At 65.1% G+C, this 13,220-nt stretch carries 12 protein-coding genes; 9 read left to right on the top strand and 3 right to left on the bottom strand.

Translation table 11 applies throughout. The features are described 5' to 3' along the window. The first annotated feature begins 16 nt into the window (after positions 1–16). Positions 17–1,090, top strand: a complete 1,074-nt coding sequence (locus tag BM154_RS20425) for an AI-2E family transporter (protein WP_074888590.1) — start codon at positions 17–19, stop codon at positions 1,088–1,090. 6 nt (positions 1,091–1,096) lie between these two features. Here BM154_RS20425 and BM154_RS20420 read toward each other — a convergent pair whose 3' ends face one another. Beyond that, entirely contained in the window at positions 1,097–2,140 is a 1,044-nt protein-coding gene (locus tag BM154_RS20420) for a patatin-like phospholipase family protein (RefSeq protein WP_074888587.1), read from the bottom strand. Positions 2,141–2,277: 137 nt separating this feature from the next. Between BM154_RS20420 and BM154_RS20415 the strand changes: the two genes are divergently transcribed. The 8 genes from BM154_RS20415 (at position 2,278) to BM154_RS20380 (ending at position 11,333) form a co-directional block, all read left to right on the top strand. Then, on the top strand, positions 2,278–2,550 hold the full coding sequence (locus tag BM154_RS20415; RefSeq protein WP_013791667.1) for a hypothetical protein: 273 nt from the start codon (positions 2,278–2,280) through the stop codon (positions 2,548–2,550). 47 nt (positions 2,551–2,597) lie between these two features. After that, positions 2,598–3,206, top strand: coding sequence for a flavin reductase family protein (locus BM154_RS20410; RefSeq protein ID WP_074888579.1), 609 nt, complete (start codon positions 2,598–2,600; stop codon positions 3,204–3,206). A gap of 502 nt (positions 3,207–3,708) precedes the next feature. Next, positions 3,709–5,667 (top strand): methyl-accepting chemotaxis protein, encoded by a 1,959-nt coding sequence (locus BM154_RS20405; protein WP_074888575.1) that lies wholly within the window; start codon positions 3,709–3,711, stop codon positions 5,665–5,667. Positions 5,668–5,803: 136 nt separating this feature from the next. Next, complete coding sequence (locus tag BM154_RS20400; protein WP_074888571.1) at positions 5,804–6,721, top strand: AAA family ATPase; 918 nt, start codon at positions 5,804–5,806, stop codon at positions 6,719–6,721. Continuing rightward, the gene (locus BM154_RS20395) at positions 6,718–7,674 is read left to right on the top strand and encodes a DUF58 domain-containing protein (protein ID WP_074888568.1); all 957 of its coding nucleotides are present in this window, start codon (positions 6,718–6,720) and stop codon (positions 7,672–7,674) included. Before BM154_RS20400 ends, BM154_RS20395 begins: the two co-directional genes overlap by 4 nt. Then, entirely contained in the window at positions 7,671–9,665 is a 1,995-nt protein-coding gene (locus tag BM154_RS20390; protein WP_074888565.1) for a transglutaminase TgpA family protein, read from the top strand. The genes BM154_RS20395 and BM154_RS20390 overlap by 4 nt, the downstream gene beginning before the upstream one ends. A 22-nt stretch (positions 9,666–9,687) precedes the next feature. Next, positions 9,688–10,458: a CHAD domain-containing protein gene (locus tag BM154_RS20385; RefSeq protein WP_074888562.1), complete on the top strand. Its 771-nt coding sequence runs from the start codon at positions 9,688–9,690 to the stop codon at positions 10,456–10,458. A gap of 77 nt (positions 10,459–10,535) precedes the next feature. Next, positions 10,536–11,333 carry an acyl-CoA thioesterase gene (locus BM154_RS20380; protein ID WP_074888560.1) on the top strand — a complete coding sequence of 266 codons (798 nt, stop codon included), beginning with the start codon at positions 10,536–10,538 and terminating at the stop codon, positions 11,331–11,333. On the opposite strand, the gene BM154_RS20375 is transcribed toward BM154_RS20380, so the two are convergent. Beyond that, entirely contained in the window at positions 11,309–11,527 is a 219-nt protein-coding gene (locus BM154_RS20375; RefSeq protein ID WP_074888557.1) for a hypothetical protein, read from the bottom strand. The genes BM154_RS20380 and BM154_RS20375 overlap by 25 nt on opposite strands. 113 nt (positions 11,528–11,640) lie before the next feature. Next, on the bottom strand, positions 11,641–13,125 hold the full coding sequence (locus tag BM154_RS20370; protein WP_074888551.1) for a methyl-accepting chemotaxis protein: 1,485 nt from the start codon (positions 13,123–13,125) through the stop codon (positions 11,641–11,643). Between the last annotated feature and the right edge of the window lie 95 nt (positions 13,126–13,220).

Genomic DNA, 13,220 nt, shown 5'->3' with positions numbered 1-13,220 from the left:
CTGGAAATACTGAAAAATGCCGAATAACGACCGCTTGCTGGTGCAGATCCTGCTACTGGGGTTGCTGGGTGCCAGCCTCTGGGTGCTGGCGCCGTTCTGGTCGGCGCTGTTCTGGGCCGCAGTGCTGTCTTTCGCCAGTTGGCCGGTCATGCGCTGGCTGACGCGTTTGCTCAAAGGCCGTCAGTCGGTCGCCGCCGGTTTGCTGACCGGCGTGTGGATCGTGGCTGTGGCGGTGCCGCTGGTGATGCTCGGCTTCAACCTCGCCGATCATATTCGTGATGCCACCGCGATGATCAAGGGCTTCCAAGTCGAGGGCCTGCCGCCGCCGCCTGCCTGGCTGGCGTCCGTGCCGCTGGTCGGCGATCGTCTGGTGAGCATCTGGCAGACCCTGGATCAGCAGGGCTCGGCGCTGTTTGCCACGGTGCAGCCCTATCTCGGCCAGGTCGGTAATTTCCTGCTGGTGCGCAGTGCCAAGATCGGCGGCGGCATTCTCGAACTGGCCCTTAGCCTGATCCTGGTGTTCTTCTTCTACCGGGATGGCCCGCGCCTGGCGGCATTCGTCGAGAGCCTGCTCGAACGGCTGATCGGCGACCGCGCCCAGCATTACCTCGAGCTGGTCGCCGGAACGGTGCAACGGGTGGTCAACGGGGTCATCGGTACCGCCGTGGCGCAGGCGCTGCTCGCCTACATCGGGTTCATGATCGCCGGCATACCGGGCGCCTTGCTGCTGGGGCTGCTGACCTTCGCCTGCAGCCTGATCATGGTGCCGCCACTGGTCTGGGGCCCGGCGGTGGGCTGGCTGATCTGGCAGGGCGAGATCGGCATGGCGATCTTCCTCGGCGTTTGGGGCTTCTTCATCATCAGTGGCGTGGACAACATCCTCAAGCCCTACCTGATCAGTCGCGGCGGCAACCTGCCGCTGGTGGTGGTGCTGCTTGGCGTGTTCGGCGGCATCCTGGCCTTCGGCTTCATGGGCCTGTTCCTGGGGCCGACCTTGCTGGCCGTGGCCTACAGCCTGCTCAGCGACTGGGTGGCGCACAAGGCACCGGCCGGGCTGCCGTCTCGCGAAGAGCGACGGCCACCGTTGTGAATCGCCTCAGCGGTCGCCGCGTTCGTATCGGTCGAGGGTGTCGCGGGCGATCTGCCGGCCCAGCATGATCAGCTCCGGTGCCTTGTAGAACTCGAAGAAGCGGCATACCCGCTTGGGCACGTTGATCAGGATGTCCGGCGGATAGCCGGCGATCTTGTATTGCGAGAGCGAGGTCTGCATCACCTCGAAGCTCTGGTTGATCAGCTCCAGCAGCGAAGCCGGTCCGGCCATATGGGCGACTCGCGAGCCGCTGGCCGATTTGGGCGCGCTGTCGCCCTGGGGCGCGGCCGCCGGTTGCTGGCCATGGGGATCCGCCGGCTCCTGCAACCACAGATCGGGTTGCCGCGGCACTGCCGGTTCGGTTACTTCCAGCAGTAGCGGATCGTCCTCGCCGCCCTTGCGGCGCAGCGATGGCAGGTGCGAACCCAACGAGGTCATGATCTGATCGAAACGCCCCTTAAGGGCGGCAGGGCGTTCGATGACGGGCAACTGGTAGTGCTGTTGATGTGCCGAGTTGAGGTTGACGGCGATGATCAGGTCGCAGTGGCTGGATACCACAGGCACGATCGGCAGTGGATTGAGCAGGCCGCCGTCGACCAGCATGCGCTTGCCCTGAATCACCGGCGTGAACAGGCTGGGAATCGCTGCCGAGGCGCGCATCGCCTGGTGCAGGCAGCCTTCCTGGAACCAGATCTCCTGCTGGTTGGTGAGGTCGGTGGCCACGGCGGTGAAAGGAATGTCGAGCGCCTCTATATTGATCTCGCCGACGATTTCGCGGATTCGCCCGAAGACCTTTTCCCCGCGTATGGCGCCCAGGCGAAAACTGACGTCCAGCAGGCGCAGCACGTCCAGGTAGTCCAGGCTCTGGGTCCAGTCGCTGTAGTCCTTCAACTTGCCGGCTGCGTAGATGCCGCCGACCACCGCACCCATCGAGCAGCCCGCTATACAGCCGATCTGGTAGCCGCGTGCCTCGAGCTCCTCGATCACGCCGATGTGCGCATAGCCGCGCGCGCCTCCCGAACCCAGTACGAGGGCCACTTTCCTGTTCATTCAATTCTCCCTGATCCACAGCGGTTTACTGCGCATTTTGCGCCGTGCAGCACGCCGATAGTGGCACTTTTTCTCTAGCCTATCGTCATAAACAACACCGGTAACCTGATTGCCGGCCAACCTCTGGAGTATGCGACATGAAAGCCTGGATTCTCTTACCAATTGCGCTGTTGGCGGGCTGCTCTGCGACCACTTCGTACCGCGACAGCTGCGCGACCCAACTCGATGCCGCCTGGCAGGAGCTCGACCTGGCCAAAGCCGAGGGCTTTGCCGGTACGGTGAGCTATTCCAAGGCGGCCTCGCTGATGACCGCCGCGAAAACCCAGCAGCAATTCGAGGCCTATCGCGGTTGCACCAACAAGTCGGAGAAGGCCCGATTCTATATTCGCGAGTCCCGGGCGGGTCGCTAACTGCACATTGGGTTAAGCTTGCGGCAGCCTGAATGCCGGAGATTGCAATGCTGCTCGATTTCGCTGACCTGACGCCGCTGGACCGATACCGCTGGCTTGCCTCGACCGTCACGCCCAGGCCCATCGCCTGGGTGTCCAGTATCTCGGCGGAGGGCGTGACCAACCTGGCGCCCTTCAGTTTTTTTCAGGTGATCAGCGACGAGCCGGCCACCTTGCTGGTGAATATCGGAATGCGTGACGACGGTGCGCTTAAGGACACCTTGCGCAATGCCCAGGAAACCGGCGAGCTGGTCATCCACCTGGTGTCCTTCGCGCAATCCGAGGCGATGAACGCCAGCGCGGCGATCCTGCCGCGCAGTACCAGCGAATTCGTCCATTGCGGTATCGATTCGATCGCCGCCACCCGGGTTGCTCCGCCTCGTGTACGGGGCGCGGCGGTGGCATTCGAATGCCGGGTCGCACAGATCATGGGTTACCCGCAACAACAGCCCAACCACCACCTGATCTTCGCCGAGGTGCTGCTGGCGCATATCAGTGACGAGGTGCTCAACGAGAAAGGGCGGATCGATCCGCAGCGCCTCGACCTGGTCGGGCGTCTAGGCGGCACCGCCTATAGCCGGACACGCGATACCTTCGACCTGCAGCGCCCGCTCTGAGCTCCCAGCAACCGCTTATACGCCAGTGTTCGTCCGCTCTGGGATGGGCGGCGCGATGGCTTCACGGTCAACCTGCTAGCAGCATTCCGACAGTCAACTCGGCAATCGTGGTTGGCCTGCCGCAGGCTTTGCTGCTCGCTACCGTCAGGCTGGTCTCCGGTCAGACGATGCCCCTGCTTGCGCCGACCATCTCAGTGAAGTCTCGGCGTTCGTCGGCAGGCCATCCGCAAGCCGCGAGGTAGCCTGTTGCCAGACAAGGTAGGCCAGAAGGGGGCGAGACGGAGGATGCTGCAGACTTCCCGCAGACCGATGGCAGCAATGTCCATGCGATGATGTCTTTGCGCTACTGTCCTGCTAAGGTTTATCCGGCAATCGGCGATATCCTGAAAACGACGCTGCTTTAGCTAAAACCACCTGCCAGCCCGTTACTGGCTTGTCGCCATCAACGCGCTGTTTCACTGTTGCTTCCTGCGGGCGTTTGCCCAACTCGAGGGGGTCGGCAATGGTTTCTCTACGCTCACTGGCCAGTCTCGCCACAGCGGTCAAATTGTCCCTGGGGTTTGGCGTGGTGCTACTGCTTACCCTGGTGGTGGCCGCCACCGGTTTCTTCGCCCTGCATGACGTGGGCGCCAGGTTCTCGCTGCTCGAACGCTTCAGCGACATCAATGACCGAGTCGCGCAAATGCGCCGCACCGAGCAGGCGTTCATCATCACTGGCGATGCCGCGCACACGCAGCACCTGCACGAACAGGCCCAGGCCATTCGCGAGCAGGTCGAACAACTGGGCGAGGAGGTTACCGGCAGCGAGCATGATGGCTTGCAGCAGGTCGACGGCGACATTGCCGGGTACGTGCAGGCGTTCGACCGCTATGTGTCGCAAAGCGACAACATGCGTCTGGCGCTGGATGCCGCGAAGTGGCTGGTAGTGGGCGCTGCCAACAGCCTGGATCTGCTCAAGGATGGGCTGGCCGAGGACGGCGTGTATGCGCTCAAGGAGAGTCAGGGCAACCAGGGCGCCGATGCAATCACTCAGGCCGGACAGATTGGCAAGGTTCACGTCCTGCTTCTGCAGGCGCTGGAACAGGCGCGGGTACTGCTGGAAAACAGCCGCACCAGTGGTGAAGTACCGACAGCCACTATCCAGGAGGCGCTCGATGCCCAGAGCCAGGCCGCCGCACTGCGCGACGCCCTGGCTGATCCGGGATCGCGTGCGGTACTTGCCGAGGTGGTGGGCAATATCGACTCCTTCAACCAGCGGTTGCAGGAGTACACCGGGCTGTTGCAGCAACAAGGGGTGGAGCATGCACAGTTGCTCGAGCGCGCCGACCAGGTGGTTGCCCGGGTCGGCCAGATCTACGGTGCGCAGAAGGAAGCCGTGCACAAACGCGTGCGCAGCAGCGTGCAGCTGATCCTCGCCGCCGCCGCCGCCGCATTGCTGGTCGGCCTGCTGGCAACCCTGATCATCGCCCGGGTGATCGTGCGTCCGCTAAAGCAGGTGACCGTGGTGGCCCAGCGCATCGCCGCCGGGGATCTGAGCACCGAAATCGAGGTTCAACGCAGTGACGAGATCGGCCAGCTGCTGCTGGCCATGCAGGGCATGTCAAGGGATCTGCGCAGCATGGTCGCCCGCCTGCAGAATGGCGTGGCACAGCTGTCCACCTCGGCGCAGACGCTTTCGTCTGTCACCGAGCAGGCCCGCCAGGCGGTCAACGGCCAGAAGGAGGAAACCGATCAGGTCGCAACGGCGATCACCCAGATGACCGCGACCGTGCATGAGGTGGCGCAGAATGCCGAGCAGGCTGCAGCCTCTACCACCCAGGCCGACTCGCGGGTCGCCGCGGGCAGTGCGGTGGTACGGGAAACACTGCAGCGCATCGAGCAATTGGTCGCGGCCATGGCGGTGACGCGCCAGGGCATCGAACAGCTCAGCCAGGACACCCGGCATATCGATGCGGTGCTGGAGGTCATCAAGAGCGTGGCGCAGCAAACCAACCTGCTGGCGCTCAATGCGGCGATCGAAGCCGCGCGGGCGGGCGAGCAGGGGCGCGGCTTCGCGGTGGTTGCCGACGAAGTGCGCGCCTTGGCCAGGCGTACCCAGCAGTCCACCGAGGAAATCGAAGGCCTGCTTGGCGTGCTGCGCGCAGGCGCCAGTCGATCGGTCAGCGATATGCGCCAGAGCGACGGGCTGGTCGAGCAGGTGGTGCAGGATGCCCGGCATACCCAGCAGGCCCTGACCGGTATCACCGAAGCCGTGTCGGTGATCCACGGCATGAACCAGCAGATAGCCGCCGCGGCCGAGGAGCAGACCGCCGTGGCCGAAGATATCAGCCGCAGCGTGACGTCGATCCGCGACCTAGGTGAGGAATCGGCGGCGGCGATGGACAAGAATGCCGATTCCAGCCAGCAGTTGGCCGAACTTGGTCGTGAGTTGCAGGGCATGGCCGGACATTTTCGGCTTTAACGAAAACTGACGAGCCGATCGCAATTCTTTCCCAGGGCCCCGGCGCCAGGCACAGTTTCGTCAGCAAACATTACGTAACGCTTTGCCCGCTGCGATCAGGTCAGTAGCATCGAGCCACTTGCATGAGGAGTGGACGATGCACACGAAACTGGACGCCTGCCTGGATACCATCAACCAGGTGCTGCTCGGCAAGGAGGCGCAGGTGCGCCTGGCCCTGACCTGTCTGCTGGCCCGCGGTCATCTGTTGATCGAGGATCTGCCCGGCATGGGCAAGACCACCCTCAGCCACGCCCTGGCCAAGGTGCTGGGGCTGAGCTTCCAGCGCATCCAGTTCACTTCCGACCTGCTGCCGGGCGATATTCTCGGCACTTCGGTATTCGACAAGGACAGCGGGCAGTTCCTGTTCCACCCCGGCCCGGTATTCGCCGAGCTGGTGCTGGCGGACGAGATCAACCGCGCCACGCCGAAAAGCCAGAGTGCCTTGCTCGAGGCCATGGAGGAGGGCCAGGTCACCATCGAGGGCGCGACCCGGCCATTGCCGGATCCCTTTTTCGTCATCGCCACCCAGAACCCGATCACCCAAAGCGGCACCTTTGCGCTGCCCGAATCTCAGCTTGATCGCTTCCTGATGCGCCTGTCGCTCGGCTATCCGGCCCGCGCGGCGGAGAAAGCCTTGCTGCTGGGTGAGCCTCGCCGCTCGGTACTGCCGACACTGGACGCGGTACTCAATCACGCCGAACTGGCGAAGCTGCAGGCCGAAGTGCCCAAGGTGCGCGTCAGCGATGCGCTGGTCGATTACGTGCTGCGCCTGGTCGAAGCCACACGTACCCAGCCGCAGTTCTCCTGGGGCCTGTCGCCGCGCGGCAGCCTGGCGCTGCTGGCGGCAGCGCGCGCCTGGGCGCTGCTGGCCGAGCGTGACTACGTCATCCCCGAGGACGTGCAGGCCGTCCTGCCGTCAGTGGCCGGGCACCGCTTGCGTGATCAGGCAGACCCTGCCGGCCACGGCGGTGGCGCCCTGGTGCAGTGGCTGCTGCGCGAGGTGCCGGTACTTTGACCGGTGCTTTCAGGCAACACTGGAATCGCTGGTTGGCCAGGCGGATTCCGGCGGCCTCCAGCGTTCAGCTCAACCAGCGGCGGATCTTCATCCTGCCGACCCGGGTGGGCGTGGCGTTTCTGTTCGCCTTGCTGGTGATGTTGCTCGCCGCCATCAACTACCAGAACAGCCTGGCCTACGGGCTGACCTTCCTGCTTGGCTCGGTCTTCGTGGTGACCATCCTGCACACCTACCGCAACCTGGCCGGGCTGGTGCTGCATGCCGGTAGCGTCGGCGCAGTGTTCGCCGGCGAAGCGGCGCGCCTGCGGGTGCGCCTGGAAAGTCGCAGCCGGGCCCACGAGGCCATCGCGCTGGGTTGGCCACCGGCCGACCTGCAGCAGCAGGATGTTGCCGCGCAAGGCTCTGTGGAGTGCGAGCTGGGCCTGCAAACCGAGCGCCGCGGTTGGCTTCACCCCGGGCGCCTGCGGGTGGAGAGCCGCTTTCCCCTGGGGTTGCTGGTCGCCTGGAGCCATGTCGATCTCGATCAGGCGGTGTTGGTCTACCCGCGGCCACTGGAGGGCGAGCTGCCGCTGGCGCGCGGCGGCAGCGAGGACGACGAGCAGGCGGGGCTGATCAGCCAGGGGCGGGGCAGCGATGACTTCCAGGGGCTGCGAACCTACCAGCCGGGGGATTCGCGCCGGCGCCTGCACTGGAAGGCCTATTCGCGAGGCCAGGGTCTGCTGGTCAAGGACTTTGCCGCTCAGACGGGCCGTGACCTGCTGCTGGATTTCGACGTGCTCAGCGGCGATCGGGAAAGTCGGCTGTCGCTGCTCTGCCACTGGGTGCTGGTGCTCTCCGAACGTCAGCAGCCGTTCGCCCTGCAGCTGCCGAACGAGTCGCTGCCGGTGGCCATCGGTGAGCGCCACCGCGAGCAGTGCCTGCGTGCGCTGGCGCTGCATGGCGGTGGTGCATGAGCACCGTCGCGGGTATCCCGCGCATCAGCCTGACCTGGCTACTGGTCGCCCAGGCACTGGTGATTCTGCCGCACGTCTCTCACCTGCCGGGGTGGGTGATTGGCCTGTGGCTGGGCTGTGCGCTGTGGCGCGTCCAGATCTTGCGCATGCGTGCCGGCTACCCCAGCCTCGTCGTGCGCATCGGGTTGATCGCTCTGGCGGCGGCTGGGGTGTTTCTGTCCCGCGGCACCCTGGTCGGGCTGGATGGCGGGGTGGTGCTGCTGGTGGCAGCGTTCACCCTCAAGTTGCTGGAAATGCGTACTCGCCGCGACGCGCTGGTGGTGATCTTTCTTGGCTTCTTCGTGGTTGTCACCGCCTATCTGTTCGATGACGGCATGCTCGTGGCGATTTTCAGCCTGTTGCCGGTGTGTGCCTTGCTCGCCGCGTTGATCGGCTTGCAGCAGAGCGGCACGGCGACCCGGCCCTGGCGCACGCTGCGTCTGTCGGCCAGCCTGCTACTGCAGGCGCTGCCGCTGATGCTCCTGCTGTTCCTGTTCTTCCCGCGCCTCGGGCCACTGTGGTCGTTGCCGGTGCCCAACGAACGCGGCGCGGTCACCGGGCTAGCCGATAGCATGGCGCCCGGCGATATCGCCGAGCTGACCCGTTCCAGCGAGCTGGCCTTTCGCGCCAGTTTCGAGGGCCGGGTGCCGGCACGCAACGAGCTGTACTGGCGAGCGCTGACGCTCGATCATTTCGATGGCCGGCGCTGGTCGCAATCGGCGGGTGAGCAGTTTTCGCCGGCGCCGCAATGGCAACCGCGCGGCGAGGCGCTGCATTACAGTGTGGTGATGCAGCCGACCACGCGGCCATGGCTGTTCGCCCTCGACGTCGCCCGCATCGACTTGCAGGGCACGCGGCAAATGGGTGATTTCCGTCTGCAGCGCAATCGCCCGGTGGATCGAGCGCTGCTTTACGACGTCAGCTCCTGGCCTGACGCGCTACGCGAGCCGCAGGCGCCGCCCGACAGGATGCAGGCATTGCTGCGCCTGCCCCGTGAGGGCGATGCGCGCAGCCGCGCCTGGGCCCAGGAACTGCGCAGCCGGTATCCGCAGGATGAGCAGTTGGTCGAGGCGCTGCTCAGCCATTTCAATCACCAGCCCTACGTCTATACCCTGACGCCGACCCCCTTGGGTGACGACTCCATCGACCAGTTCCTGTTCGATACCCGCAGCGGCTTTTGCGCCCACTACGCCGGCGCCATGACCTTCGTGCTGCGCGCGGCCGGCATCCCCAGTCGCGTGGTGGCCGGCTACCAGGGCGGCGAACTCAGTGGCAATGGCAGCTACGTGCAGGTTCGTCAGTTCGACGCCCATGCCTGGGTCGAGTATTGGCAGCCGGGCAAGGGCTGGACGAGCGTGGATCCGACCTTTCAGGTCGCCCCCGAGCGTATCGAGCAAGGGCTCGAACAAGCACTGGCAGGTGAGCAGAGTTTTCTTGCCGACTCGCCCTTTTCACCGTTGCGCTATCGCAATCTGACCTGGCTCAACGAGCTGCGTCTGGCCTGGGACGACCTCAATTACGGTTGGCAGCGCTGGGTGCTGGGCTACCAGGGCGCCCAGCAGTTCGAGCTGTTGCAGCGCTGGTTCGGCCAGGTCGACGCAGGGCGGCTGATCCTCGCGCTGGTGGGCGGTGGCGGGTTATTGCTTGGCCTGCTGTCGCTGTGGCTGTTCAAACCATGGCGGGTCGAGCGCGACCCCTTGCTGCGCCTCTTTCAACGTTTCGAGCAGCTGTTGGCCCAGCATGGCGTGCGACGCCATGCTGGGGAGGGGCCACGGGCCTTCGCCCAGCGCGCTGGCGAAGCATTGCCCGCCCAGGCACAGACCATTCTGGCCTTCGTGCAGGCCTTCGAAACGCAGCGTTACGCGGGGCAGAACATTTCCCCCCGGGCGCTGCTCCAACAGCTGAACGCGCTGCGCCGCCAATTGCCCTGGCGCTGGAGCCGATCCCCTTGAACGGTTATTCAGGAGTTCCGTGATGAGTGGTTTTGTCGGTACGTTGCGCAGCGAAGTGCTGCGCCTGGAGGTTGCGCTCTATGCTTGCCGCGAGCGTCTGCAGGCGCAGACCGATGACGAGGCGCTGCATGATCTGCGGGTCTGTCTGCGCCGTTTGCGGAGCCTGCTCAAGCCGCTCAAGGGCGCTGCCGGGAGTGATCCGTTGCAGAACCGAGCAGCCGAGCTCGGGCGCCTGACAGGTCCATTGCGGGACCTGGAGGTGCTGATCGGCACCTTGCGCGCCGGCGGTGAGCATGCCGCCGCGCAGCGACGCCTGGCGCAGCGCCGCAAGGGTGATGCACTGGTGCTGAATAGCCGCGCGTTGCCTGCCCTGTTCCGCGCCCTCGACGAGTGGCCTCGGGAGCTGGCTGCCCAGCAGGCGAGTGGTGAACTCGAGGATTTGCACAAGAAGGTCCGACGCTACCTGCGCAAGCAGCTTGCCAAGCTGGTCGAGGCCCTGGGCGATGCCGAGCATGATCGCCACCGCGTGCGCCTGCTGATCAAGCGTGTGCGTTACACAGCCGAGGCTTATCCGCAGCTTTCAGCGCTGTCGGCTGCGCAATTGAAGCTGCTCAAGAAAGGTCAGGCGGTGCTCGGTGATTGGCACGACCACCTGCAGTGGCTGGCGACCGCCGAGCGCGAGCCCGATCTGCGCGGCTTCATCCCCGCCTGGCGCGATTCGATGCAGGCCGCCGAGTGCTCGGCGCAGGCCATCCAGGCACGCCTGCTGGCAGCGCTCGAGCCCCGACAATGACCGATCTGCCGCATGCGCCGGGCTCGCAGTAGCGCGGCTCGTCTCTTACCATCCATACGATGACAAGGGAGGTGAGCATGGATTTCTTCGAGCTACTGGAGCAGGTGCAGCGCACACCCGAGGCGCTGTCGATTCCGCCTGACTGGGGCCAGGGCCGTGCCAGCTTCGGCGGCGTGGTGGCGGCGTTGATCTATGCCGTGATGCGCGGCAAGGTACCGGCTGACCGCCAACCGCGGTCGTTGGCGATCACCTTCGTCGCGCCGGTGACGCCGGGGATCGCCACCAGCTTCGAGGCCGAGGTGTTGCGTGCGGGCTCGTCGGTCAGCCAGGTGCTGGGGCGTGCCGTGCAGAATGGCCAGGTGGTGGCGTTGATACAGGGCAGTTTCGGTACGCCGCGCAGCTCCTCGATCAGCGTGCCGGCGCTGCCGGCACCCGTGATAAAGGCGCCCGAGCAAAGCCAGGAGTTACCCTACATCCCCCAGGTTACCCCGGAATTCACCCGTCATCTGGTGCTGCGCTGGGGCCTGGGCGGCCTGCCATTCAGCGGTAACCCGTCACGGGAGATGGGCGGCTGGGTGCGTTTTCGCGACCAGCAGCGCGTCGAAATCCTCGATGAAGCGCACCTGCTTGGTCTGGTCGATGCCTGGCCGCCGGCAGTGCTATCGCTGCTCGACAAGCCAGCACCCGGCAGTTCGCTGACCTGGACCATCGAATTTATCCAGCCGCTGGGCAAGATTTCATCCGAGCAGTGGTGCCTGTACCGCGCCGAGATCGAACACGCCCGGGATGGCTATGGGCACGTGGCCGCGGCCCTGTGGAGTGCCGAAGGCCAGTTGCTGGCCATCAGCCGTCAGACGGTAACGGTTTTCGACTGATCGCTGCCCAGCAGCGCCTGTCGCGCCAAAGCGTAGGCGGCAATCGCGCCCAGGCCTGACAGCACCAGGGCCAGGGCGCCAGAACCGCTGCCCGCGAGAACCAGAGATACCAGGAGCAGGGGCATGGCGATGGCCAGCATCGGCAGGTCGAGCGTTTCGTTGTGGTGGGCGAGGGTGGCGGCTTGCGTGCTCATGGACGGTCTCCTGCATCAGATGGAGCCAGTCTATGGCGCACGCTGCGCTGCGGCGAATTGAACCGCCCTATACCGCAGATAGGGTTTCTACTATCTGACCAGGCTGGCAGGCCTCAGGGTTTGAGCTGGCGGATGGCTTTCGACAACTCACCGGCCAGCTCTGCCAACTGGCTGCTGGTGGTAGCCGACGCCACTGTCTGCTGGACGGTCTGCTCGGTAACGTCGCGGATGCCGATCACCGAACGGGTCATTTCCTCGGCTACCTGGCTCTGCTGCTGCGCCGCGACGGCGATCTGCGTATTGCTCTCGCGCATCTGCGCCACCGCGCCGGTGATCGCCGCCAGCGCATCGCCGGCCTCGTGGGCGGCGCGCACGCAATCGTCGGCCTTTAGCGTGCTTTCCTGCATGAACTCCACCGCATCACGGGTGCCCGCCTGCAACGTACCGATCATGCTGGTGATCTCGTCGGTGGAGTCCTGCACCCGTTTGGCCAGGTTGCGCACTTCATCGGCCACCACGGCGAAACCGCGGCCCATCTCGCCGGCCCGCGCCGCCTCGATGGCCGCATTGAGGGCCAGCAGGTTGGTCTGTTCGGCAATGCCGTGGATGACGTTCACCACGCTGCTGATTTTCTGGCTGTCGGCTGCCACCTGCTCGATCATGGTCGCTGTCTGTTGCACCCCACTGGAAAGCCCGGTGATGGAGTCGACGACGCGCGTGACCACGCTTCGTCCGGCCCCGGCCAACTGGTCGGCAGTCTGCGACTGGTCGCGTGTGCTGGCGGCATGCTCGGCGATATGGTGAACGGTGGTGGACATCTCGTTGATCGCGGTGGCGGCCTGATCCGTCTCACTCTGCTGGCCGAGCATGCCCTGGCGAACGTCCTTCATGCTTTGCGCCAGACGCGCCGTGCCCTCGTCGAGCCGAGAAGCGGCCTGGATGACGGCGCCGACCACCCGCTGATAACCGTCCTGCATGGCATTGAAAGCGCTGGCCATCTGGCCGACCTCATCGCGGCTCTGCAGAGGCACGCGGGCCGACAGGTCGCCGTGCTTCTCGACATGCAACATGACGTCCTTCAAGGTGTTGAGGTGGGTGAGCAGGAAGCGGATCAGCAGTTGCGAGGCGGCGAGCAGGACCAGCATCAGCACGGCGACCGCCAGGGCATAGCTGCCAGCCCGCTCGGTGAATACCTGGGCCAGACTGCGGCCGACGGCGAGTACGGCGACGCGCTGGTCGGCAGCGCGCTCGACGATCTGCGCGCCGAGCAGCGGATCGCTGCCAAACAGACCGTCGTGTTCGAGCGCGACCCAGCCGCGCCCGTTGCTCAGCGCTGCGGCATCGGCATCGCCGGGCAGCCTGGGCGTTTCCCCGGGCTTGAAGGCGATCAAGCCGGCGCTGGCAGGCAGTGCCTGGGCGGCTGGCCAGGCAGCGACCAGCTGCGCGTGTTTCTGGACATCGGCGCGGGCCGCCTCGGCAAAGGTGTCCTGCTCCTGAAGCATGGCGAACAGCACGAGCAGCAGGGTGGTGACGAAGGCGACGGCGTTCACCGCCCAGAACTTGTGTTTCAGAGATATATCGCGAATCCAGACGGGCATGTTTTTTTGCTCTCGACATGAATGGAATGCTGGCAAGGCGCCATTATTCTTTCACGGGCAAAGTGACCATCCCTTGATATGAGTCAAAGGCAGTC

The organism is Phytopseudomonas argentinensis (assembly GCF_900113905.1).
Lineage (GTDB): Bacteria > Pseudomonadota > Gammaproteobacteria > Pseudomonadales > Pseudomonadaceae > Aquipseudomonas > Aquipseudomonas argentinensis.
Note: the sequence above shows the minus strand (reverse complement) of the source record. Positions and strands in the feature narration are given on the sequence as shown.

Coding starts and splice junctions, on each gene's coding strand:
- BM154_RS20425 (WP_074888590.1), top strand. CDS start 17: ATGCCGAATAACGACCGCTTGCTGGTGCAGATCCTGCTACTGGGGTTG.
- BM154_RS20420 (WP_074888587.1), bottom strand. CDS start 2,140: ATGAACAGGAAAGTGGCCCTCGTACTGGGTTCGGGAGGCGCGCGCGGC.
- BM154_RS20415 (WP_013791667.1), top strand. CDS start 2,278: ATGAAAGCCTGGATTCTCTTACCAATTGCGCTGTTGGCGGGCTGCTCT.
- BM154_RS20410 (WP_074888579.1), top strand. CDS start 2,598: ATGCTGCTCGATTTCGCTGACCTGACGCCGCTGGACCGATACCGCTGG.
- BM154_RS20405 (WP_074888575.1), top strand. CDS start 3,709: ATGGTTTCTCTACGCTCACTGGCCAGTCTCGCCACAGCGGTCAAATTG.
- BM154_RS20400 (WP_074888571.1), top strand. CDS start 5,804: ATGCACACGAAACTGGACGCCTGCCTGGATACCATCAACCAGGTGCTG.
- BM154_RS20390 (WP_074888565.1), top strand. CDS start 7,671: ATGAGCACCGTCGCGGGTATCCCGCGCATCAGCCTGACCTGGCTACTG.
- BM154_RS20385 (WP_074888562.1), top strand. CDS start 9,688: ATGAGTGGTTTTGTCGGTACGTTGCGCAGCGAAGTGCTGCGCCTGGAG.
- BM154_RS20380 (WP_074888560.1), top strand. CDS start 10,536: ATGGATTTCTTCGAGCTACTGGAGCAGGTGCAGCGCACACCCGAGGCG.
- BM154_RS20375 (WP_074888557.1), bottom strand. CDS start 11,527: ATGAGCACGCAAGCCGCCACCCTCGCCCACCACAACGAAACGCTCGAC.
- BM154_RS20370 (WP_074888551.1), bottom strand. CDS start 13,125: ATGCCCGTCTGGATTCGCGATATATCTCTGAAACACAAGTTCTGGGCG.